The organism is Paraburkholderia sp. J7, assembly GCF_905220155.1.
Taxonomy (GTDB): domain Bacteria; phylum Pseudomonadota; class Gammaproteobacteria; order Burkholderiales; family Burkholderiaceae; genus Paraburkholderia.
This window is the reverse complement of record NZ_CAJMYZ010000001.1, coordinates 165,223-188,137: the sequence shown is the minus strand read 5'-3', so window position 1 is coordinate 188,137 and position 22,915 is coordinate 165,223. Positions and strand designations below refer to the sequence as shown.

Sequence of the window (22,915 nt, the reverse complement as noted above, 5' to 3'; positions counted from 1 at the left end):
TTGAGTTACCAAACTGCAACAAACTGCGCGCGAATTTTACGGGCGGTAATGGGAGGAAAGGTCGCTTGCCCGCTTGTGGCGGGGCTTGCGCGGGTTTGGCGCAGGCGGCGATGTTTCAATTCGTGATCGTCGGGGCAGGTCTGTAATTGGCGAGCCGGGCGCGAAACGCCCGGCTCGCACTCGCAGTGAATGCTGCCGTTACTGCACCGCGACGCTCGCGAAGTTCTGGCGGCCGAACGGGCTCACCTGATAGCCGCTCACGTTCGTACGCGTGATCGCGGCGGCGGTCGGGTAGCCAAGCGGAATCCACAGCGCCTGGTCGTGGATGATCTGCTGGGCGGTTTCGTAGAGCTTCACGCGCTTGGCCTGATCGGCGGTGGCCTTGCCGTCGGCGATCAGCTTGTCGAGCTGCGGATCGCAAAAGCGCGCGAAGTTGATGCCCGACTGCACCGCATTGCAGCTAAAGAGCGGCGAGAGATAGTTGTCGGGGTCGCCGTTGTCGCCGGCCCAGCCCATGAAGAGCGTGTCGTGCTGGCCCTGCTTCGCCTGCTTGATCAGCTCGCCCCACTCGATCACCTTGATCTCGGCCTTCACGCCGATCTTCGCGAAATCGGCCTGCAGCAGCTCGGCGCCCGCGCGCGGGTTCGGGTTCAGCACGCTGCCGTTCGGGCGCACCCAGAGCGTCGTCGAGAAGCCGCCCGCCAGGCCCGCGTCGGCGAGCAGCTGCTTCGCCTTCGCCGGGTCATACGGGTACGGCTGGATCGACTTGTCGTAACCCCAGGTGATGGGCGGCCACGGGTTCGTCGCGGGCGTGGCCGTGTTGTCGAACACCGTCTTCAGGTAGGTGGTGCGGTCGAACGCCATGTTCAGCGCCTGGCGCACCTTCTGGTTGTCGAGCGGCTTCTTCTGCGTGTTGAGCGCAACGAACGCAGTCATGAACGCGGGCGTTTCCACCACCTTCAGCGAGCTGTCCTGCTTCGCTGCGCTCACGTCCTGGGGCTTGGGCGAGAGCGCGATCTGGCATTCGCCGGCCTTCACCTTCTGCGCGCGCACGGCGGCGTCGGGCGTGATCGCGTAGATCAGGCGGTCCACCTTCGGCTTCGGCCCCCAGTAGGCCGGGTTCACGTCGTAGCGGATCAGCGCGTCTTTCGTGTAGCTCTTGAGCACGAACGGGCCCGTGCCCACCGGCTTCGCGTTGAGGTCGACCTGCTTGCCGGCCTTGAGCAACTGGTCGGCGTACTCGGACGAATAGATCGACGCGAAGCCCATCGTGAGGATCGAGAGGAACGTGGCGTTCGGCTCGTTGAGCTCGAACTTGACCGTGTTCGCATCGACCTTCGTGACCGACTTCACGAGCTTCACGAGGCCCATCGACTGCGCGTGCGGGAAGCCGCTCGCGCCAGCCACCTTGTGCCACGGATTGTTCGCGTCGAGCATGCGCTCGAACGTGAAGACCACGTCGTCGGCGTCGAGCGTGCGCGTGGGCTTGAACCATTCGGTCGTCTGGAACGCCACGTTGGGCCGCAGATGGAACGTGTAGGTCAGGCCGTCGGCGCTCACATCCCACTTGTCCGCGAGCGAGGGCACGACCTTCTTTTGCGCTTCGTCGTAGGCCACGAGCGAATTGAAGATGACGTCCGCGGAAGCGTTGGTCGTGACGAGCGAGTTGAACTGCACGACGTCGAAGCCATCAGGGCTCGACTCGGTGCAGACCGTCAGCGGCTTGGCGAGCGCGGGCGTGGCCGCGAACGCGCAGGCGGCGCCAAGCGCGGCTGCGAGCACGAGTCCAGATACTCCAGGTACGCCTGGTACAAGCGTGCGCGCGGTGGGCGAGGTGAAGCGCATGGGATCTCCGTGGTTCTTCGGTGGCGGGCGGCGCCCCGTTTTGTTTGCGGCTTGGTTTGATTCGGGAGAGGCGGGAAGGCCAGGAAGGGCGCCCGGACGAGGCAAGCTTATCGAAGGGAAAATGCCGAGACAACAATTTAATCCACATACCCATATGGCATGGGCTCGCCGGGCGAGTGTCCGGCGCGCGGGCCAAGGGGCGGCCCGCGCCATGAGACGAGCCTCAGTGGCTCGCGGTGCGCGGCTTGCGCGGCGCTTTTTCGAACACGCGGTCGTAGACCCAGCGCGGCAGCGCGCGCAGCATCGTGGCGGCCACGCGCATCGGCCAGGGGAACACCGCGAACGCGCTGCCGCGTGCGATGGCTTGCGCGGCCTTTGCCGCGAACTGGTCCGCATCCATCAGGAAGGGCATGCGGTAGGGGTTCTTCGCCGTCATGGGCGTGCGGATATAGCCGGGCGCGATTGTGACCACCGGCACGCCGAACGGACGCATTTCCACACGCAGCGCTTCGAGATAGGCGAGCGCCGCGGCCTTCGAGGCGCTGTACGCGCCCGAGCCCGGCAGCCCGCGCACGCCCGCCACGCTCGCAATGCCCACCAGCGTGCCGCGTTTCGCTTTCGCCATGGCGGAGGCGAACGGCTCGAAGGTGGCGACCATGCCGAAGTAGTTGGTGTCCATCACATCGCGGAACGTGGCGAGGTCGCCTTCGCCCGTCAGCACGCCGCGGCTCACGCCTGCGTTGGCGATGACGATGTCGGGCATGCCGTGCTGTGCGATGAAGTCGCGCGCGGCGGCGGCGAGCGCATCGGCGTCGCGCACGTCGGCGGGATAGATGGAGATGAGGCGATCGGGGTGGGACTGCCGGAAGCCGGCAAGGGCCTCGCCGCGGCGCGCGACGAGCCCGAGTACGGCGCCCTGCCGCGCGTATTCGGCGGCGAGCGCGGCGCCAATGCCGCTCGACGCGCCGGTGATGAAGACCTTCAGTGGCGCGTCTTGCATGGCGCTGTGCATTACATCTTCTTCGAACGGACCTGCGAGACGATGAAGTCCATCACCTGCAGCGTGCCCGGCAGCGCCTTGTCTTCCGGACCCTGGACCATGGCCGGACCGGTTTCGTACTTGCCCTGGATGGCGATGGTCGGCACACCGTCGATCTTGTACGAATCGAGCAGGGCCTTGTCACGCTGCAGCGCGCTCTGCGTCGAGAACGAGTTGTACGCTTCCATGTACTTCTTCGAATCGACGCCCTGCGTGGCGAGGAACTTCGCCTGCTCTTCCGGCGTGAGCAGGTAGTTCTTGTTCACGTGGATTTCGTGGAACACGACCGGCGTGAGCTTCTGGGCGAGGCCGAGCGCGTCGAGCGCGTAGTACATCTTCGAATGCGGGATGAAATCGTCACGGAATGCCACCGGCACGCGCTTGAACACGACGTCCGGTCCTTGCTTCTTGATCCACGATTCGAGGAACGGGTCGAACGCATTGCAGTGCGGGCAACCGTACCAGAAGAACTCGATCACCTCGATCTTGCCCGCGGGCACGTCGAGCGCCTGAGGCGTTTTCAGGACCGTGTAGTCCTTGCCGGCCACGGGGGCGTCAGCGGAGGCGTGTGCCACACCGGCGATCAGCGAAAGCGAGAGAAAAAGCGTACCGAGAAGTCGTTTCATGGCGTAGAAATCCACTGTTCTTGGACCGGCCGCGGCCGGTTGTTTGCCGCAGGACGCCGTTCGCGCGAACGAGGCGCGGGCGGGTGCTGCGCGAGTTTTGCCTGGGTGTTGCCAGGTTGTTGCCGGGGTGCTGCCGGGGTGCTGCTCGTAGAGGACGCCGCGCCGCGGGGTGCGCGGCGCGGAACGGCGATTACTGCTTCGTGAAGCGGATGACGGCGGTATCGATACCGGCATCGGACAGGCGCTGACGCGTCGAGTTCATGTCGTCGAACTTCGTGAACGGACCGATGCGCACGCGATAGTACGTCACACCGCCGGCGTCGCGCTGCGTCACCTTCGACTCGAACCCCTGGAACGCGAGGCGCGCGCGCTGCTGCTCGGCGTCGCCGGAAGTCTTGTACGCGCCCACTTGCAGGAAGTAGCCGGTGTTGGCGTCGCCCGGTGCGGGCGTGGCGCTGCCGGGCTTGGCGGCCGGGGGCGTCGGCACCGCGTTGGCGGGCTTCTGCGGCTGGTTGCCCGCGAGAATCTGCGCCGGGTTGGTCGCGTTGTTCGCGCTGTTCGAGTTGCTGGCCGACTGCGGCTTCTTCGCGATGGCCGTGCCGCCCGTGACGGTTTCACCCGTCGACGGCTGCGGCGCGACGGCCACGCCATTGGCGCTGTTGTTGTTCGCAGCCGAGGGCGGCACTTCGACGATTTGCGGCTCTTCGAGCATGCCCGAGGACTGCGACTGGTTCGTGGTCTGGCCCGGCGCCGTGTTGGGCGGCGTGCTTTGCGCCGCCTGCGGCACCGGCTGGCCAGGCGACTTGCCCTGCAGCGCGCGGTTCGGGTCGACCTGCTCGTTGTTCTGGCTGACGTCGGAGGCGGCCGGCGGCGCGACCTTCGAGACGAACGGCGTGGGCGCGCGCGTGATGTAGAGCGCCACCACCACCGCGATCGCAAGGCCGACGATCAGGCCCAGCACGATGCCGAGAAAGGTTCCCCCGGACTGCTTCGACTGCTGTTTTGTAGTGCGGCGCGGTTTTGCCATCGTCTGAATCACCTGCAAACAAGAGAATCCTGGAATGGCCGTCCGCGCGAGGCGGCGGCCCCAAACATGTTTCTGTGCGCGGGTCTCGCGCGTCTCGTTACATGCGCTCCGGCGCGGATACGCCGATCACGGCCAGGCCGTTCGCGAGCACCCGGCGCGTGGCCGCGAGGAGGGCGACGCGGGCGTCGCGCTCGGCGGCGTCGTCGACGAGAACGCGTTCGGCATTGTAGAACGAGTGAAACTCAGCGGCGAGTTCGCGCAGGTAGAACGCCACCGCGTGCGGCGCGAGTTCGCTGGCGGCATGCGTGAGCATGTCGGGGAATTCGCCGAGTTTCGCGATGAGCGCGAGCGCGCGCTCGCTCGACAGCGGCGCGAGATCGACCTTGGGCAGCGCGGCCAGATTGCCGCCGAACTTGCCCTGCCAGTCGCCGAGAATCGACGAGATGCGCGCATGCGCGTACTGCACGTAATACACCGGGTTTTCGTCGTTTTCCTTCAGCGCGAGGTCGATGTCGAACACGAATTCGGTGTCGGCCTTGCGCGAGATCAGGAAAAAGCGCACCGCGTCGCGGCCGCGGCGGATGGTGGCCTCGTCGAGCAGGTCCGGCGAAACTTCGCTGCCGGGGTTCGCGCCGCCCGACCATTCGATCAGGTCGCGCACCGTCACGTAGCTGCCCGCGCGCTTGGAGATCTTCACCTCCTGGCCGTCGCGCATCACCGTCACCATCTTGTGCAGCACGTAGTCGGGGTATCCCTTCGGAATGCCGATGCCGAGCGCCTGCAGGCCCGCGCGCACGCGTGCAATCGTGCCGTGGTGATCGGAGCCCTGGATATTGATGACCTTCGTGAAGCCGCGCTCCCACTTCGTGACGTGGTAGGCCACATCCGGCAGGAAGTAGGTGTAGGTGCCGTCGGACTTGCGCATCACGCGGTCCTTGTCGTCGCCGTAGTCCGTGGTCTTGAGCCACAGCGCGCCTTCCTGCTCGTAGGTTTCGCCCGACGCGACCAGCGCCTCGACGGTCTTCTCGACGCGGCCTTCCGTGTACAGCGACGACTCGAGGTAGTAGCGATCGAACTTCACGCCGAACGCCTGCAAATCGAGATCCTGCTCGTGGCGCAGATAAGCCACGGCGAAGCGGCGGATCGCTTCGAGGTTCTCCGGATCCTTCTCGCCCGTGACGGGCTCGCCGTCCTTGGCCGCGACGGTTTCGCCCGCGAGATAGTCGCGCGCGATGTCGGCGATGTATTCGCCGTTGTAGGCGGCTTCGGGCCACTCGGCGTCGCCGGGCTTGAAGCCGCGTGCGCGCGCCTGGGTGGAGACGGCGAGGTTGCCGATCTGCACGCCCGCGTCGTTGTAGTAGAACTCGCGATGCACGTCATAGCCCTGCGAGGCGAGCACGTTCGAGATGGCGTCGCCGAGCGCGGCCTGACGGCCGTGGCCTACGTGCAGCGGGCCCGTGGGATTGGCCGAGACGAACTCGACGAGCACGTGCCGGCCGGCTTCGCGCTGCGAACGGCCGAATGCCTCGTCCTGCTCGAACACGGCGCCGATCACGGCGCGCTTCGCGTTCGCGGTGAGACGCAGGTTGATGAAGCCGGGGCCGGCCACTTCGGCCGCCTCGACGAGGCCTGCGGCCTCGGGCTGGGCGAGCACGGCGTCGACGATCTGCTGGGCGAGCTGGCGCGGGTTCGCGCGCATGGGCTTGGCGAGCTGCATCGCGACGTTGCAGGCGACGTCGCCGTGCGCGGCGACTTTCGGGCGCTCGAGCGTGATCGCGGGCACGACGAATGCGGCTTCGCTCGCGCCTTCGGTGGCCTTCGCCACCTGGGCTACGGCTTGCGCGAGCAGGGTCTCCAGGGTGTGTTTCTGTGCGGGCAGCATGCTGGTTGCAAGTCCTGTGCGGGTAATGGGATGCGGGGCCGGCGCTTCAGGCATGTGGCCTCTGGCTGCCGGCGTGGACCGCCGAATACGGGTGAGGGCGCGTCAGCCTTGCGGCAGGCCGCCTACCGTGCGCCAATGCGCGGGCGGCCTCGTTGCGGCAGGCGGCGTGGCGGCGTCTTCGACGCCAGAACGTCCGGGTGCCGCGCCCTGCGGGTAATTCCGTCCTGACGGATTTTAGCAGGTGCTAATATGTGAAATGAGGTAGCGCGACACGGGCCGCCTTGGCCCATCAGGCTTCGCAGGGCTGAACGTCACGCGCAGATCCGAAAAAATCATAAAGGGAACAGACATGCTGGTTACTTTCAAATGTCACGCGGCGCCTGACGTCACGATGCTGGAGAACCTCGCACAGTACCTTCTCGGCATCATTGGCAAGCGGCTCGGTCCGCGCGGGGTGATTACCCACGACGAACTCGACACCGCCATCAGCAAGCTCGAAGCGGCTATCGCCACGGACAAGAAAGAGCGCCACGAGCAGGAAGGCCACTTTCACGAAGGCGAGGATGACCACGCCCATCACGAACTGCCGGTCGGCCTCGCGCAACGCGCCTTTCCTTTCCTCGATATGCTGCGCGCCGCGAAGAAGGAAGACAACGACGTTCTGTGGGGCATTTGAGCTTACTGTTCGCGGTCTGAGCGTCGAAGCGAGTGGTCGTGGTGCGTTCAATGCACGCACCGGCCAGATCGTGACGGGCGCCTGAACGCGACCGCCTGATCCGGTGTTTCAAAAGCAAAAGAGCCCGCAATGTGCGGGCTCTTTTGCTTTTCGTTCGCCTTCGCCGCAGGTTACTCGCTGGCGGCCGCCGGCTCGGCAGCGGAGGCCTCCGACTTCTTCACCTTCTTTTTCTTCGGCTTCTTCACGTGCTTTTCGGTGGGCGCCGAATACGACGTCACCGGGCTCGCCTGCTCCGGCGCGGCCGGCTGGGCGAACGACGGCGGCGCAAGCGCCGCCACGCCGAAGGCGGTCAACATCAACATCAGCTTCTTCATACGATTTCTCCGTCGAGGTTGCTTCGATTTTGCGTTTTAAGGATTTGCTGATGATCGAGCCGGCGCGGCGTTGCCGTGTGTGGCCGGGCGTCATGCAGGTGCTGCCGGGTCATACGAGGGTCTTGCCGGGCCATCTTACAAAGCCGAAAAATTGCGCGCGCGTAATTTTCACCTTGCCGGATGGCGTATGTCGGGCGGTGACAACGGGGGTAGTGAAGCGGAGGGAGCGCAGCAGGGAGAAGCGCGCCGCACAAGGGCGGCGCGCGGTACCGTCTGTGAATTGAAGCTTAAAGCTGCGGCGCGAGCGCGCGGCGGGCGTCCTCGTCGGAGAGCGACGTGCGGCGCGCGTAGTCGGCGAGCTGGTCCTGGCCGATCTTGCCCACCGAGAAGTACGTGCTGTCCGGGTGCGCGAGGTAGAAGCCCGAAACGCTCGCGGCCGGCAGCATGGCGAGCGATTCCGTCACGCTCATGCCGACTTCGCCCGCCTGCAGGAAGTCGAACATGTCGCGCTTCACGAGGTGGTCCGGGCAGGCCGGGTAGCCGGGAGCCGGGCGAATGCCCGCGTACTTCTCGGCGATCAGCGCGTCGTTGTCGAGCGTTTCGCTGGCCGCGTAGCCCCACAGGTCGCGGCGCACGCGCGCGTGCATCGCTTCGGCGAACGCTTCCGCGAAGCGGTCGGCGAGCGCCTTGAGCATGATCGCGCTGTAGTCGTCGTGGTCCTTCTCGAACTGCGCTTCCTTCACGTCCACGCCAATGCCCGCCGTGACCGCGAACATGCCGATGTAGTCGGCCACGCCCGAGTCCTTCGGCGCGATGAAGTCGGCGAGCGACCGGTTCGGGCGCATCACGCCGTCCACCACGGGGCGCACCGACTGCTGGCGCAGATTGCGCCACGTGAGCGCGACTTCGCTGCGCGATTCGTCGGTATAGATTTCGATGTCGTCGTCGTTGACCGTGTTGGCGGGCAGCAGCGCGATCACACCGTTGGCCTGCAGCCAGCGGCCCTGGATCAGGCGCGCAAGCATCGACTTCGCGTCGGAAAACACGCGGCGCGCCGACTCGCCCACGATCTCGTCGTTGAGGATCTGCGGATAGGGACCGGCGAGATCCCACGTCTGGAAGAAGGGACCCCAGTCGATATAGTTCGCCAGTTCGTTCAGGTCGAAGTTCTTGAACACGCGGCGGCCAATGAACTTCGGCTTCACGGGCTGGAAGTTCGCCCAGTCGATTTTCGTCTTGTTCGCGCGCGCCTCTTCGAGCGTCACGAGCGGCTGCGCCTTCTTGTTGGCGTGCTGCTCGCGAATGCGCTCGTAGTCGGTCTTCAGTTCGTCGATGTACTTCGTCGCGCCTTCGTCCGAAAGCAGGCTCGACGCCACGGAAACCGAGCGCGACGCGTCCGGCACGTACACGACCGGGCCTTCGTAGTGCGGCGCGATCTTCACCGCGGTATGCACGCGCGAGGTGGTCGCGCCGCCGATCAGCAGCGGAATCTTCTTCACGCGGAAATAGTCGTCGCGCTGCATTTCGCTCGCGACGTAGGCCATTTCTTCGAGCGAGGGCGTAATGAGCCCCGAGAGGCCGACGATATCCGCGCCTTCGACCTTCGCCTTTGCGAGGATCTCGTTGCACGGGACCATCACGCCCATGTTGACCACTTCGAAATTGTTGCACTGGAGCACGACCGACACGATGTTCTTGCCGATGTCGTGCACGTCGCCCTTCACGGTCGCGATGACGATCTTGCCTTTCGCGCGCACGTCGGCGCCCGATTCGGCGAGCAGGCGTTTTTCTTCTTCGATGAACGGAATGAGGTGCGCCACGGCCTGCTTCATCACGCGCGCCGATTTCACCACCTGCGGCAGGAACATCTTGCCCTGACCGAACAGGTCGCCGACGATGTTCATGCCGTCCATGAGCGGGCCTTCGATCACGTTGATCGGCCGGCCGCCGGCGCCCATGATCTTCACGCGCGTTTCTTCGGTGTCCTCGACGATGAAGTTCGTGATGCCGTGCACGAGCGCATGCGCGAGGCGCTTCTCGACGGGCTGGTTGCGCCACTCGAGGTTCTCTTCCTTCTTCGCGGCACCCGTCTTGAACTTGTCGGCGATTTCGAGCAGACGGTCGGTCGCGTCGTCGCGGCGGTTGAGCACCACGTCTTCCACACGTTCGCGCAACTCGGCGTCGAGGTCGGCGTACACACCGAGCTGGCCGGCGTTGACGATGCCCATGTCCATGCCCGCCTGAATGGCGTGGTAGAGGAACACGGTGTGGATCGCCTCGCGCACCGGGTCGTTGCCGCGGAACGAGAACGACACGTTGGACACGCCGCCGCTGATCTTCGCGTAGGGCAGGTTCTGCTTGATCCAGCGCGTGGCTTCGATGAAGTCCACCGCGTAGTTGTTGTGCTCTTCGATGCCCGTGGCCACCGCGAAGATGTTCGGGTCGAAGATGATGTCCTCGGGTGCAAAGCCCGCTTCGTTCACGAGGATGTCGTAGGAGCGCTTGCAGATTTCGGTCTTGCGCGCGAACGTGTCGGCCTGGCCCTGCTCGTCGAACGCCATCACCACGCTCGCCGCGCCGTAGCGGCGAATCAGCTTCGCGTGATGCACGAACTGCTCCTTGCCTTCCTTGAGCGAGATCGAGTTGACGATGGCCTTGCCCTGCACGCACTGCAGGCCCGCCTCGATCACGTCCCACTTCGACGAGTCGATCATGATCGGCACGCGCGCGATGTCGGGCTCGGAGGCGATGAGGTTCATGAAGCGCACCATCGCCGCCTTCGAGTCGAGCATGGCTTCGTCCATGTTGACGTCGATGACCTGCGCGCCGTTTTCGACCTGCTGGCGCGCCACCGCGAGCGCCTCGTCGAACTGGCCGTTGAGGATCATCCGCGCGAAGGCCTTCGAGCCGGTCACGTTGGTGCGCTCGCCCACGTTGATGAACAGCGTGCCTTCGGTCACGTTGAAGGGTTCGAGGCCGGAAAGGCGCAGGGTATGGTCAGTCATGGCGTGGGACCGGATCGTATGTTGTTTGGAGCGGGACTCGGGAGCAGCGGTCGAACGGGTTCTCAGGCAGCGTCGCGGTACTGGCCGGGCCAGCGGCGCGGCTTGATTTCGGCAAGCGCCTTCGCGATAGCCGCGATGTGCTCGGGCGTCGTGCCGCAGCAGCCGCCCGCCACGTTCACGAGACCGGCGCTCGCGAACTCCTTGAGCAGCGTCGAGGTGTCGGCGGGCGTTTCGTCGAAGCCGGTGTCGCTCATCGGGTTGGGCAGGCCCGCGTTCGGATAGCACGAGACGTAGGTGTCGCACAGCTTCGCCAGCTCGGCGATGTACGGGCGCATGAGCGCCGCGCCCAGCGCGCAGTTCAGGCCGAACGTGAGCGGCTTCGCATGGCGCAGCGAGTTCCAGAACGCCTCGACGGTCTGGCCCGAGAGAATGCGGCCCGAGGCGTCGGTAACGGTGCCCGAGATCATGATCGGCAGATTCTCGCCCGTGTCTTCGAAGAGCTGGTCGAGCGCGAAGAGCGCGGCCTTGGCGTTGAGCGTGTCGAAGATCGTCTCGACGAGAAAGAGGTCGCAGCCGCCATCCATGAGCGCCTTCGCCTGCTCGTAGTACGCACGGCGAAGCTCTTCGAACGTGACGTTGCGCGCGCCCGGATCGTTCACGTCGGGCGAGATGCTCGCCGTTTTCGGCGTCGGCCCGATTGCGCCCGCTGCGAAGCGCGGCTTGTCCGGCGTCGAATACTTCTCGCACGCGGCGCGCGCGAGTTTCGCCGACTCGATGTTCATCTCGACGGCCAGCTCGCCCATGCCGTAGTCGTCCTGGGCCACCGTGGTCGCGCCGAACGTGTTGGTCTCGATGATGTCCGCGCCCGCCGCGAGATACTGCTCGTGAATCTCGCTGATGATCTGCGGTTGCGTAAGCGAGAGCAGTTCGTTGTTGCCCTTGATGTCGCGCGGGTAGTCCTTGAAGCGCTCGCCGCGATACGCGGCTTCGTCGAGCTTGTAGCGCTGGATCATCGTGCCCATTGCGCCGTCGAGGATCACGATACGCGAGGCGAGCAGCGCGGGAAGCGCTGCGCCGCGCGTGTATTTGGCGTCCCCGGCGGGGCGCGAGGCAAGGGCTGCGGGCTGGTTCATGGATCGCGGGCGGGCGTGGTGCCGGTTGAACTGGGAAACCTCATATTGTAGCCGCTGCGGCAATGGGCCGCTGCCCGCGGCGTCGCGCGCGAGCAACCGTGGCGGCGTGCGTGCAAGGGCAAACGAAGCGGCCAAAAGAAAACCCCGCCAGGCAAGCCGGGCGGGGTTTCGTGTGAAGGACGCTGCGCGTTGAGTGCCGCGGGGTGCGCTAGCGTCAGTGAAGCACAACGGGTTGCTGCATGAGGCTGTCGAACTGTCCGAGGAATTCGTCGACTTCGTCGAGCGACTGGTCTGCGTCCATCAGTTTTTGCACGTCTTCGCGAAAACGTGCCGCCATCACGCCGTCGATGAAGATCTCGCGGCGTGCGTTTTTGTCGACGATCTCGTAGCCGCCTGCGCGCATGGCGCTGTGGCCGTCCTGCGGTGGGAACTCGACGACGCAATAGTTGGGACTGTTGTAGATCATTTGCATGGCGACACTCCTTTTTCCTGTGCTCCCTGACCTTCTCGGTCAATACTTGGAGCGTTCGTTCTGGAATTCAAGGGGTGGGTCCCGCATCACCTCTTATGTGGACTGCTCTCCCTTTTTATACTTCACTTCTCAACTGCGTCTGCTGCCACTGCCATGATGCATTTGCTTCGAACTATTACTTCGAACTGCTTAGACCAACTGCTTGAGAAACGTTTCTAGCAACGCGGTGAAACGGTGAGACTCCTCTACCGGGGCCAGATGCGCGGCATCGAGCACCACGAAATGCGACCCTTCTATCGCTCTTGCCAGCGCCTGCGTCACGGCCATCGGCGTGCCGCTGTCATGGCGGCCTGCCACGGCGAGCGTTGGCACGCGCAGTTGCGCGAGCCTCTTTTCCACGTCGAAATCGCGTAGCGCCTCGCAGGCCATCGCATAGCCTTCTGCAGGGGTCCGTAATAAAACGTCACAAATTCGCTCGACAGTCGGCGCATGCGTGTGCCGGAAGTCGGCGGTGAACCAGCGCGCCATCGTCGCGTCGACGAGCGCGCCAAGACCGTCGCTGCGCACGGTGGCGGCGCGCTCGTTCCATGTTTCGCGCGCTTGTGGCGGCGTATGGCTCGACGTGTCGCAAAGCGTGAGCGTCGTTACGCGTTCGGGGTAATCGAGCGCGAACTGCTGCGCGATCATGCCGCCCATCGACATGCCAACGAGATGGGCATGCTCGACGCCCGTTGCGTCGAAAAGCGCATCGAGGTCGGCGGCGAGATCCACGAAGCCGAAGGGCTCGCTTGCGACCGCACTTGCGCCATGCCCGCGCACGTCATAGCGCAGCACGCTGTGCCGATGGCGGAAATGTCCGGCGAGCGTGTCCCACACGCCAAGGTCGCCGCCCAGTTGATGAATGAACGCCAGCGCGGGCCCACCGCTCCTGTCGTCGAAGACATAGTGCGTATCGATGCCGTTGACAGTCACTTGCATGGGTTCCTCCTTCGCCTTCCAGGCTGGGAGTCAAGCCGTTTGCGAGGTACTGCATGCACGCGATGCTGGTGGAGCAATCCGCGCGCCTGGGGCGCGCAGACGATGCGCGATGCGATGTTCGTTAGCTTGTGTGTCGCGTCCCTGTTTGCTGCGCTGTTTATTGTGCTGTGCCGATTTTGTCCGTCGTTTGCAGCGTTGTATCGGTTTGCTGGTGCTGGTCCGTTCGTTGATTCGCTAGTTGCGCGCGGTGTCGTGTTGCCGTGTTTCGTCTGCTTGTTTTTGGCCCTTCATGCTGCGCGCAACGCCTTGCGATCCTTGACGCATGGCTCGATTCCAGTATGCGCCATTTCACGCGTTTGTGTCGTGAAGCGGGCCGGCTGGATCGAGCGATGCGTGCGTTTGCGTGCGGTGGCGCGCTCAGGGATGCTCGGGTGTTGCGCCCGGCGAGGCGGGGGACGGTTCGTCATCCGTGGACGGTTGCGACGGTGATTCTGTCTGCGCATTGGCGGGTGGCGCCGGTTGCTCTGGCGATTGCGGCTGCGGCGCAGATTCTGGCGCAGTCTGCGGTGTTGCGGATTGTGGCGATGTTGTGTCGGGTGTGGCGTTGGGCGTCGCGGCGGTCGTGGGCGCGGCCGTTGAGGGCTCGGGCGTCGGCGCGTTCGCAGCGCTCGGCACCGTCAGCGCGCCACGCCACACCAGTTCGAACTGGTTGCCACTCGGCTCGGTCTGCACGAGGCGCACAGGCAGCCAGCCGAGCGCTGGCGCGAGCCACACGTCGATGCGCCGCTTGTCGCCCTCGCGGCGCGGCAGGCGCATGAAGTGGCGAGCCGTGACGTAGCCGTGATCCGTGCTCACGGTTTCGTCGCCGATCGTGGTGATGGGCCAGGTTTCGCCGCTGTCGTTGTCCGCGACATAGAACTCGCGCGTGACGCCCGGTTTGTACGCGTCGGGGTCGCCGCGCACGAGGCTCGCGAGCTGCATCACCATGCTGAAGCGGTCCTGCGCGCCGTCGGTCAGCGCGAGCGAGTTGGGCGTGCGCGTGAACACGATCTGCTTGTCGGTGCGATTGAAAATCGTCACATCCGAAGGGCGATGGCCGCGTTTTTCGATGTACTGATCGGGCGCGAGGCCGAAGGCGTCCACGCGGCCCTTGCTCGTCCAGCTGAACTCGCCGACGAAGGGCAGGGGCACGCGCACGACCATCTCGTAGGCTTGCCCGTCGCTTGACCAGTGGATCGTGCCGGGCTGATTGCGCACGCCGTTATAGAACGTGTCGTACTGCAGTTCGCCCGATGGGGGCACCGAAAACTTCAGCCCATGCGAGGCCTGCGTGGCTTGCGCCGAAGGCTGCTTGCCGTTGCCGTTGCCGGGCGCGGCGCTTGCCGTGCCGTTTTTGTCACTCGAGCCGTCGGCGCTCGCGGCGGCTTCTGAAGCGGCCGCGGGCGCAGGCGCCGCTTGCGTATCCGGCGGCGAGGCAGGCGCTTTGGGGTGCGGTTTCGGCGGCGCGACAGCATGCAGCGTATGCGGCTCCGCAGGCTTCGGCGCGGGTTTGGGCGCGGCATGCGCGGGCGCCGCCGCCGGGCCCGCGGGCCGTGCCTCGCGCTCGATGCGCTCGGGCTTGAGAAGCGCCACCTGCACTGGCACACGCACGTGCGCGACCGGCGGCGGCGCGCCGTGATGCCGCTCGAACCATTCGGCCGCGAGCCAATGGAGCGCCGTGACCGCGACGAACACGCCGACCCAGCGCCACGCGCGCGAGCGCTGCGAGCTGCGTGAGTCGGTGTCGAGGCGGCGTGCCTCGCGCGGGGCGGCGGGGGTGGACATCGGCGGTTCGTGAGTCGGTATCTGTCGGACGTTACTGTGACACAACGTGCCGGGGACGCGCAGAAACCCAGACGCCGCGCGAGGCGGGGTCACATGCAACCCGCCCGGGCTGTCCAGCGTTCAGCGCGGCGTCGGACTGTACCCCAATTCGTACGACAGTTTCTCGGCGCAACCGCGCAACGCGGTGTCCACGGCGCCGTTCCAGGCGATATCGAACGCGCCTTCGTGACCGAGCGCGATGAGCCCGAGCGCGAGTTCGCCGCTCGCGTCGAACACGGGTGTGCAGAACGCGTGGATGGTCGGCAGCAGCATGCCTTCCACGCGGGCGGCGCCATGCTCGCGCACTTGCGCGAGTGCGCGTTCGAGCGCTTCTGCCGTGCGCGGCGTGGAACCGTACGAGTAGTGCTGCGCGCCCGCGAGTTCGCGCTCGATCATCGGGGCGGTCTTGCTGCGCGGCAGGTAGGCGGCGAACAGCAGGCCCGTGGCGGAACTGAGCATCGGCATGACGTCGCCGAGCTTGAGCGACGCTTTCGCCGGGTGGCTCGACTCCAGCCAGTGCACGACGGTCGGCCCCTGGTTGCCCCACACGGCGATGCCCACGGTAATGTCGAGCGCGTCGCGCAATTCGGTGAGCGCGATGCGCGCGAGTTTGACGCCGTCCACGCGCGCCAGACGGGCAAGGCCAAGCTGCAAGGCGAAGCCGCCCAGTTCGTAGCGGCCCGAGAGCGGGTCCTGCGCAACGACGCCGAGGCGCATGAAGCTCACGAGATAGCGATGCGCCTTCGCCGGGCTCATGCCCGCACGCTGCGCGAGGTCGCGCAGCATCATCGCGCGCGGCTCGCCGGTTAGCACTTCGAGCAGGCGAAAGCCCACTTCGATCGACTGGATGCCCGAGCGCAGCTTTTCTTCGCCGGCTTCGGGGCCTTCGGAGGCTTCGGCGGTGTCGAGGGCGTCGGCGAGATCTTCGGCGTTCGTGGCGTCTGTGGCGCTCGCGCGTGGCGAGGCGGATCGGACGGTAGGCGGCATGGAGGCGTTGTGGTGTTCGATGTACGGCAACTGAGGGCGTGCGGCGCGCCCCGCTTGGGCCCCGCCGATTCACCATCGTAGAATACATTTCCCTTATCGTCACTCACGTCTGATTCCATGAAACTTGCCACGCTGAAGGACGGCACCCGCGACGGGCAACTGATCGTCGTTTCCCGCGACCTGCGCAGCGCCGCCATCGCCGACGCGATCGCGCCCACGCTGCAGCGCGTGCTCGACGACTGGCGCTTCTACGCGCCGCAGCTCGCCGAGCTGTATGACGCGTTGAACTACGGGCGCGCGCGCAACGCGTTCAGCTTCGACGCGCGCGACTGCATGGCGCCGCTGCCGCGTGCGTACCAATGGGCGGATGGCTCGTCGTACGTGAATCACGTCGAACTCGTGCGCCGCGCGCGCGGCGCCGAAATGCCCGCCGAGTTCTGGACCGACCCGCTCATGTACCAGGGCGGCAGCGACGACTTCATCGGACCGTGCGACGACATCGTGTGCGCGTCCGAGGCGTTCGGCATCGACTTCGAGGCCGAAGTCGCCGTCGTGACGGGCGACGTGCCGATGGGCGCGAGCCCCGACGAAGCGCTCAGGGCCGTGCGGCTCGTCACGCTCGTCAACGACGTTTCGCTGCGCAACCTCATTCCCGCGGAACTCGCGAAAGGCTTCGGCTTTTTCCAGAGCAAGCCGGCCAGCGCGTTCGCCCCGGTGATGGTCACGCCCGACGAGCTCGGCGAACACTGGCGTGAAGGGCGCGTGCATTTGCCGCTCATCGTGCACTGGAACGGCAAGAAGGTCGGCCAGCCCGATGCGGGCACGGACATGGTGTTCCACTTCGGCCAGTTGATTGCTCACGCCGCGAAAACGCGCAATTTGCGGGCGGGCGCCATCGTGGGTTCGGGCACGGTCTCGAACAAGGACGCCAAGCGCGGCTACTGCTGCATCGCCGAGAAGCGTTGCCTCGAAATGATCGAAAGCGGCCAGGCGAGCACCGAATTCATGAAGTTCGGCGACAGCGTGAAGATCGAAATGCTCGACGAAGCGGGCAAGTCGATTTTCGGTGCAATCGATCAGGCCGTGGTGTCGCTCCACGGCGAGCAGTGACGCAGCAGTGACACGCGAGCGCTGAAGGGTTTCGCCGGATGCCGCGCGCCACGCGTGCGGCTACACTGGCGAACGCCCTTTTTTCTTCGAGAGAAGTTGGGGAGACCAGTCAAAGTACGAGCCGTAGAAGCACGCAGCATCCGCATGCAGAAAAAAAACGCAAAACGAATGCATAACGACAAGGAGACATCGTGAACGCTTCTCGCCCCAGCCGTCTTGCTGCACGCATCGCCCTGCTTTTGAGTATCTGTGTGCCCACGCTTGCGCTCGCGCAGGTCAAGATCGGCCTCGTGCTGTCGCTCACGGGCCCGGCCGCCTCGCTCGGCATTCCCGCGCGCGACACCGCCACGATGTTCCCCACCGAGATCGCGGGCCAGAAAGTTCAGTACATCGTGCTCGACGACGCCTCCGACACGACCCAGGCCGTGCAGGACACGAAGAAGCTCATCGACGAACAGCATGTCGATGCGATCATCGGCTCGTCGATCACGCCCAATTCGCTCGCGATGCTCGACGTGATCGCGCAGGGCGAGACGCCCACCATTTCGCTCGCTTCGTCTGCGAAGATCATCGAGCCTGTGGACGACAAGCGTCACTGGATGTTCAAGACGCCGCAAACCGACGCGATGATGGCCGGCGCGATCATGGAGCACGCCGCCGCGCACAACGTGAAAACGCTCGCCTATATCGGCCAGGCCGACGCGCTCGGCGAGACGTTCTATGCGGAGATCGCGAAGGCCGCGCAGCAGCGCAACATCAAGCTCGTCGCTAACGAGCGCTTCAATCGCACCGACCCGAGCGTGACGGGGCAGGTGCTCAAGATCGTCGCGGCCCACCCCGACGCCGTCGTGGTGGGCGCGGCCGGCACGCCCGCCGCGCTGCCGCCGAAGGCGCTCAAGGAGCGCGGCTACAAGGGCGTCATCTATCACAACCACGGCGTGGGCAACCGCGACTTCCTGCGCGTGTGCGGCGCCGACTGCAACGGCACGTTCCTGCCCGCGAGCCAGGTGCTCGTGGCCGCGCAACTGCCCGAAGACGCGCCTGGCCGGCGCCTCGCGCTCGACTATATTTCGCGCTACGAAGCACGCAACGGCGCGGGCACGGTGTCGGCGTTCGGCGCTTACACGTGGGACGCGGGTCTCCTGCTGCAGAACGCGATACCCATTGCGCTCAAGGCGGCGGCGCCCGGTACGCCCGCGTTTCGCCACGCGCTGCGCGACGCGCTCGAAGCGACGCACGGTCTGCACGACACCAATGGCGTCGTCAACATGAGCGCCACCGATCACCTCGGCCTCGATGCGCGAGCGCGCGTGATGGTCGAGATCCGCGATGGCAAGTGGGTGTATCAGCCGCATTGATGAGCCGCACGGTCATCGCATTCATGTAATCAGCAATCCGAAGCAAAGGAGGTCCGCCGATGAACGATCCTTTTTACGCCCACTATCATGCGCTGCGCGTGCGGCGGCATGAACACGGCATCGTCGAGATCGTGATGAGCGGCGAGGGCGCGAACAAGAGCGGCCTCGCGACCGCCGACGCGAATATGCACCGCGAACTCGCCGAAATCTGGCGCGACGTGGACCGCGATCCCGACGCGCGCGTCGCCGTGATTCGCGGCGAGGGCAAGGGCTTTTCGGCGGGCGGCGACCTGCAGCTCGTCGAGGACATGGCCACGCATTTCGACGTGCGCGCGCGCGTGTGGCGCGAGGCGCGCGACCTCGTCTACAACGTGATCAACTGCGGCAAGCCGATCGTTTCGGCCATGCACGGCCCGGCGGTGGGCGCGGGGCTCGTCGCGGGGCTGCTGGCCGACATTTCCATTGCGACGAAAACGGCCCGCATCATCGACGGCCATACGCGCCTCGGCGTCGCGGCGGGCGATCATGCCGCGATCGTGTGGCCGCTGCTGTGCGGCATGGCGAAGGCGAAGTACTACCTGCTGCTGTGCGAGCCGGTGAGCGGCGAGGAAGCGGAGCGCATCGGCCTCGTCTCGCTAGCCGTGGACGAGAACGACTTGCTGCCGAAGGCGTTCGAAGTGGCGAAGCGTCTTGCGGGTGGTTCGCAAACCGCGGTGCGCTGGACCAAGTACGCGCTCAACAACTGGCTGCGCATGGCGGGGCCGACCTTCGACACGTCGCTCGCGCTCGAATTCATGGGTTTCGCGGGACCCGACGTACGCGAAGGCGTGCAGTCGCTGCGCGAGCGCCGCGCGCCCGATTTTCCGGGCGGCGATCCGTTCTGACGCGCGTTGGTTGGTGCTTTATACCGATTTCTACTTTTGCGCGCGCTATCATCGAAGAGATCGCTTTGCGCCGCCGCCGCGTGCGCATTTGACCACCTATCTATGCGAGGGAGATCCGCATGACCGACCCAGCAGGCAACATGCCGCCGTTCCCGGGCTTTCCCGGCTTTCCGCCCGCCGAAATGCTCGACCGCATGTGGGGGATGATGCGCCTCACGCCGTTCGGCGGCGCATTTCCGGGTACTGAACCGGGCGTGGCGCAAGCCTTCGGCCCGTCGCTTTCGATGATGTCCGACATGATGACGCCGCTCACCAACATCGAGGAACTCGACAAGCGCATCACCGATCTGCGCGCCGTCGAGCAGTGGCTCAAGCTCAATCTCGGCATGCTGCAGTCCGCCATCCAGGCGCTCGAAGTGCAACGCGCGACGCTTTCCACGCTGCGCGCGTTCGGCGCATTCGCGCAGGCGCAGATGACGCCAACGCACGCCGAGTCCGAAGCGCCGAGAGCGGGCGCCTCGCGCGAGCGGGCCGCCGAGCCGGAAGGCGCGAGCGCCGGCGATGCGGCCGAGGGCGCCGCATCGGCGCCGCCGGGCTTCGACGCGGGTTCGTGGTGGAATCTCGTGCAGGCGCAGTTCAACCAGCTCGCGCAGTTCGCGATGGCGCAGCCGGCCGCCGCCGCGGAGGCGGCACAAGCCGCAGCCGAAGCGGTGAGCGAAGCGCAAGCGAAGACCGCGGCCGCGGCGGCCAAGCGTAGCACCGGCAGCAGCACCGCCAAACGCGCCGGCAGCGCCAACGGCGGCAACGGCAACAGCAGCGGGGCGGCCCGCAGCGCGCCGCGCGGCGCGAAGAAGGCACCGGCGCAGCCGGAATAAGGCGCGCGGCGTCACGTTACGAAGAACGGTCCCGGGGGACGCAGCAGAAAGGCGACGCCGGGACAAAAGCTGCACAACAGCGGGGAGCGTCGGCATCATGCGGCTTGCGCTCGTGATGATGGGCGGCGGCGCGCGTGCGGCCTACCAGGCCGGCGCGTTGCGCGCGCTCGCCGAACTGGCCAGCCACGCCGAGCCGGCGCGCCGCGCCATGCCCTTCACCGTAATTTGCGGCACCTCGGCGGGCGCGATCAACGCCACCTCGATCGCGAGTCACGCCGACCAGTTCACGCAGGGCGCAGCGCACCTCGTCGAGATCTGGTCGGACATGCGCGCAAGCCAGATCTATCGCACCGACTGGCCCGGCGTCGCGGCCGCGGGCGCGCGCTGGCTGGCCGCGCTCGCGTTTGGCTGGGCCGCCTCCAGCGTGGGCGCGCGCACTGCGCCTCGCACCTTGTTCGACAGCACGCCGCTTGCGCGGATGCTCCCGCACTCGCTCAACTTCCACCGCATCGAGCAGATGCTCGACGAGCGGCGGCTCCATGCGCTCGCCGTCACGGCGCTCAGCTATTCGTCGGGGCGGCACGTCACGTTCTACCAGGCGAGTGAGCCGATCACCGCCTGGCGGCGCGCGCAGCGCACTGCGCGCATGGTCGCGCTCACGCCTGCTCATCTGCTTGCGTCGGCGGCGATTCCGTTCCTCTTTCCGGCTGTGCGCCTCGAACTCGACGGCCGCCACGAATATTTCGGCGACGGCTCGATTCGTCAGATCGCGCCGCTCTCTCCCGCCATCCATTTCGGCGCGCAGCGCATCGTCGTGCTCGGCGCGGCCACGCCTACGCCGGAAGTGCCCGCGGCGCGAGGCGATAAAGACACGTATCCGACGCTCGCGCAGATCGGCCAGCAGGTGCTCGCAAGTGTGTTCCTCGACGCGCTCGGCGCCGATATCGAGCGCATCGAGCACGTGAACCGCATGGTGCTGCAGCTGCCGCATGCGGTGGAGCCGGAAAGCGGCTGGCGGCATGTCGAGGTGCTCGCGATCGCGCCGAGCGAGCGCATCGAGCTGGTCGCCGCGCGCCATTTGCAGCAGTTGCCGCGCTCGGTGCGCATGCTGCTGGGTGCGATGGGCGGCAACCGCGCATCCGGCGCGGCATTCGCGAGCTATTTGCTGTTCGAGCGCGAATTCACGCGCGAATTGATTGAACTGGGTTATCGCGACACGCTAGCGCAAAGCGATGTTCTTTTGACTTGGCTCAAAGCTCCGGCGGACGGCGCGATCGCGGATTTGGGGGCGCGGCGGAACTGAAAGACCGGCATGCTATTATTGTGTAAGGTTTTTCTGGTCATTTGTGGGAGTTGTGTGCGGCGATGCGCTGCTTCGCCGCACAGGGTCCACGGCCTTGACGGGCGGGATGTTCGCCCGTTGAAAAATCAGCCGGCAAGGTGCGGCAAAGGGACGTCGAGCGCGGGGCACCAGAGTGCGACATTGTGTCGCATCGACCCGTGGCGATGGTTCGCACGCCTCGCGGGCATCGGAAGTGATCAGCGGTATCAGGCGGCCGGGTTCGAGGCACGGAGCAGCTACCCAGAATCCACGACGGCGCCTTCATTCCGGTTGGCTGGATTGTCGTGGGGCAACGCGTATTGCGTTCGCCGGTCTGCGATTGCGTCCAGAGGGCCGGATACCGCGTAAAATTAAATGCTTTTTGCCTGCGCGACCGCGTTTATGCGGGCACGCGGCACGCTACGAATTCGTCATGCGCGCGTTTTGCGCAGATCAGGGGCGGGACTATGAACACGATGCTTTATCCGGAACTTTACAAATCGCTCGAATCGGTCCGATGGGACATGGAAAAGGACATTCCATGGGACAAGTTCGATGCGTCGCTCCTCACCGACGAGCAGGCCGCGACCATCAAGATGAACGCGATCACCGAATGGTCGGCGCTGCCGGCCACGGAAATGTTCCTGCGCGACAACCACCACGACAGCGACTTTTCGGCGTTCATGAGCGTGTGGTTCTTCGAGGAGCAAAAGCATTCGCTCGTGCTCATGGAATACCTGCGCCGCTTCAAGCCGGAAATGGTGCCGACCGAAGAAGAGCTGCACGCCGTGCGCTTCGAGTTCGATCCGGCGCCGCCGCTCGAAACGCTCATGCTGCACTTCTGCGGTGAGATCCGCCTGAACCACTGGTATCGCCGCGCTGCCGAATGGCACACGGAGCCGGTCATCAAGGCCATCTACGAAACGATTTCGCGCGACGAAGCGCGCCATGGCGGCGCGTATCTGCGCTACATGAAGAAGGCGCTGAACAATTTCGGCGACGTCGCGCGCGCGGCGTTCGCGAAGATCGGCGTGCTGATGGCGTCGGCGCGCCGCACCGAAAAGCCGCTGCACCCCACGAACCTGCACGTGAACCAGGCGCTGTTCCCGCGCGACACCGTGCAGTCGCGCCTGCCCGACCCGGAATGGCTCGAGCGCTGGCTCGACGAGCAGATCCGTTTCGACGACGGCTGGGAAAAGAAGGTCATCGAGCGGATTCTGCACAACCTCTCGATCCTGTTCGAGCGCACGTTCACCACGGCGCAGGAACTGAACCGCTATCGCAAGGAAGTGGTGCAGCGCCTGCAGGCCGAGCAAGGCACGCAACAGCCGGCCTGATGCGCCGGGACATCTCGCGTGCGCGCCTTTCGTGGCGCGCCGCGATCGGGACGGCCCGAAGCGCTATTCGCGTGACGGGCCGTTTTCATTGGGGCGTTCGGTAACAGCTTTGCCTGAATCGAC

19 protein-coding genes are annotated in these 22,915 nt (G+C 65.7%); 7 read left to right on the top strand and 12 right to left on the bottom strand.

Annotated elements, in window-relative coordinates; genetic code table 11:
- Positions 1 to 198: 198 nt before the first annotated feature.
- From U5A58_RS00855 to argS, 5 genes are all read right to left on the bottom strand, one after another.
- Positions 199 to 1,845, bottom strand: coding sequence for an ABC transporter substrate-binding protein (locus U5A58_RS00855; RefSeq protein ID WP_321959951.1), 1,647 nt, complete (start codon positions 1,843 to 1,845; stop codon positions 199 to 201).
- 223 nt (positions 1,846 to 2,068) lie between these two features.
- Positions 2,069 to 2,845, bottom strand: a complete 777-nt coding sequence (locus U5A58_RS00850; protein ID WP_321959950.1) for an SDR family oxidoreductase — start codon at positions 2,843 to 2,845, stop codon at positions 2,069 to 2,071.
- Positions 2,846 to 2,856: 11 nt separating this feature from the next.
- Complete coding sequence (locus tag U5A58_RS00845) at positions 2,857 to 3,510, bottom strand: thiol:disulfide interchange protein DsbA/DsbL (RefSeq protein ID WP_321907522.1); 654 nt, start codon at positions 3,508 to 3,510, stop codon at positions 2,857 to 2,859.
- A 190-nt stretch (positions 3,511 to 3,700) separates the two neighbouring features.
- Positions 3,701 to 4,555: an SPOR domain-containing protein gene (locus tag U5A58_RS00840; protein ID WP_321959949.1), complete on the bottom strand. Its 855-nt coding sequence runs from the start codon at positions 4,553 to 4,555 to the stop codon at positions 3,701 to 3,703.
- Positions 4,556 to 4,634: 79 nt separating this feature from the next.
- Complete coding sequence (gene argS, locus U5A58_RS00835; protein ID WP_321959948.1) at positions 4,635 to 6,419, bottom strand: arginine--tRNA ligase; 1,785 nt, start codon at positions 6,417 to 6,419, stop codon at positions 4,635 to 4,637.
- Positions 6,420 to 6,768: 349 nt separating this feature from the next.
- Here argS and U5A58_RS00830 point away from each other — a divergent pair, with 349 nt between their 5' ends.
- Complete coding sequence (locus U5A58_RS00830; protein ID WP_321907526.1) at positions 6,769 to 7,095, top strand: DUF1840 domain-containing protein; 327 nt, start codon at positions 6,769 to 6,771, stop codon at positions 7,093 to 7,095.
- Positions 7,096 to 7,265: 170 nt separating this feature from the next.
- On the opposite strand, the gene U5A58_RS00825 is transcribed toward U5A58_RS00830, so the two are convergent.
- From U5A58_RS00825 to U5A58_RS00795, 7 genes are all read right to left on the bottom strand, one after another.
- Positions 7,266 to 7,469 carry an acid-shock protein gene (locus U5A58_RS00825; RefSeq protein WP_321959947.1) on the bottom strand — a complete coding sequence of 68 codons (204 nt, stop codon included), beginning with the start codon at positions 7,467 to 7,469 and terminating at the stop codon, positions 7,266 to 7,268.
- Between the two features lie 287 nt (positions 7,470 to 7,756).
- Positions 7,757 to 10,474 carry a methionine synthase gene (gene metH / locus U5A58_RS00820; protein WP_321959946.1) on the bottom strand — a complete coding sequence of 906 codons (2,718 nt, stop codon included), beginning with the start codon at positions 10,472 to 10,474 and terminating at the stop codon, positions 7,757 to 7,759.
- A gap of 62 nt (positions 10,475 to 10,536) precedes the next feature.
- A complete protein-coding gene (locus tag U5A58_RS00815; protein ID WP_321959945.1) occupies positions 10,537 to 11,607 on the bottom strand; it encodes a homocysteine S-methyltransferase family protein in 1,071 nt (356 codons plus the stop codon).
- A gap of 214 nt (positions 11,608 to 11,821) precedes the next feature.
- Positions 11,822 to 12,079 carry a DUF3567 domain-containing protein gene (locus U5A58_RS00810; protein ID WP_158756783.1) on the bottom strand — a complete coding sequence of 86 codons (258 nt, stop codon included), beginning with the start codon at positions 12,077 to 12,079 and terminating at the stop codon, positions 11,822 to 11,824.
- Positions 12,080 to 12,268: 189 nt separating this feature from the next.
- A complete protein-coding gene (pcaD, locus tag U5A58_RS00805) occupies positions 12,269 to 13,057 on the bottom strand; it encodes a 3-oxoadipate enol-lactonase (RefSeq protein WP_321959944.1) in 789 nt (262 codons plus the stop codon).
- Between the two features lie 417 nt (positions 13,058 to 13,474).
- On the bottom strand, positions 13,475 to 14,881 hold the full coding sequence (locus U5A58_RS00800; RefSeq protein WP_321959943.1) for a DUF3108 domain-containing protein: 1,407 nt from the start codon (positions 14,879 to 14,881) through the stop codon (positions 13,475 to 13,477).
- Between the two features lie 120 nt (positions 14,882 to 15,001).
- Entirely contained in the window at positions 15,002 to 15,907 is a 906-nt protein-coding gene (locus tag U5A58_RS00795) for an IclR family transcriptional regulator (RefSeq protein WP_321959942.1), read from the bottom strand.
- A gap of 117 nt (positions 15,908 to 16,024) precedes the next feature.
- Between U5A58_RS00795 and U5A58_RS00790 the strand changes: the two genes are divergently transcribed.
- From U5A58_RS00790 to U5A58_RS00765, 6 genes are all read left to right on the top strand, one after another.
- Positions 16,025 to 17,017, top strand: a complete 993-nt coding sequence (locus tag U5A58_RS00790) for a fumarylacetoacetate hydrolase family protein (RefSeq protein WP_321959941.1) — start codon at positions 16,025 to 16,027, stop codon at positions 17,015 to 17,017.
- 191 nt (positions 17,018 to 17,208) lie between these two features.
- Positions 17,209 to 18,375, top strand: coding sequence for an ABC transporter substrate-binding protein (locus tag U5A58_RS00785; protein ID WP_321959940.1), 1,167 nt, complete (start codon positions 17,209 to 17,211; stop codon positions 18,373 to 18,375).
- A gap of 59 nt (positions 18,376 to 18,434) precedes the next feature.
- The gene (locus U5A58_RS00780) at positions 18,435 to 19,259 is read left to right on the top strand and encodes an enoyl-CoA hydratase/isomerase family protein (protein WP_321907539.1); all 825 of its coding nucleotides are present in this window, start codon (positions 18,435 to 18,437) and stop codon (positions 19,257 to 19,259) included.
- A gap of 119 nt (positions 19,260 to 19,378) precedes the next feature.
- On the top strand, positions 19,379 to 20,134 hold the full coding sequence (locus tag U5A58_RS00775) for a PhaM family polyhydroxyalkanoate granule multifunctional regulatory protein (RefSeq protein ID WP_321959939.1): 756 nt from the start codon (positions 19,379 to 19,381) through the stop codon (positions 20,132 to 20,134).
- A gap of 97 nt (positions 20,135 to 20,231) precedes the next feature.
- Complete coding sequence (locus U5A58_RS00770) at positions 20,232 to 21,437, top strand: patatin-like phospholipase family protein (RefSeq protein WP_321959938.1); 1,206 nt, start codon at positions 20,232 to 20,234, stop codon at positions 21,435 to 21,437.
- 485 nt (positions 21,438 to 21,922) lie between these two features.
- On the top strand, positions 21,923 to 22,792 hold the full coding sequence (locus tag U5A58_RS00765; protein ID WP_028201777.1) for an acyl-ACP desaturase: 870 nt from the start codon (positions 21,923 to 21,925) through the stop codon (positions 22,790 to 22,792).
- The last annotated feature ends 123 nt before the right edge of the window (positions 22,793 to 22,915 follow it).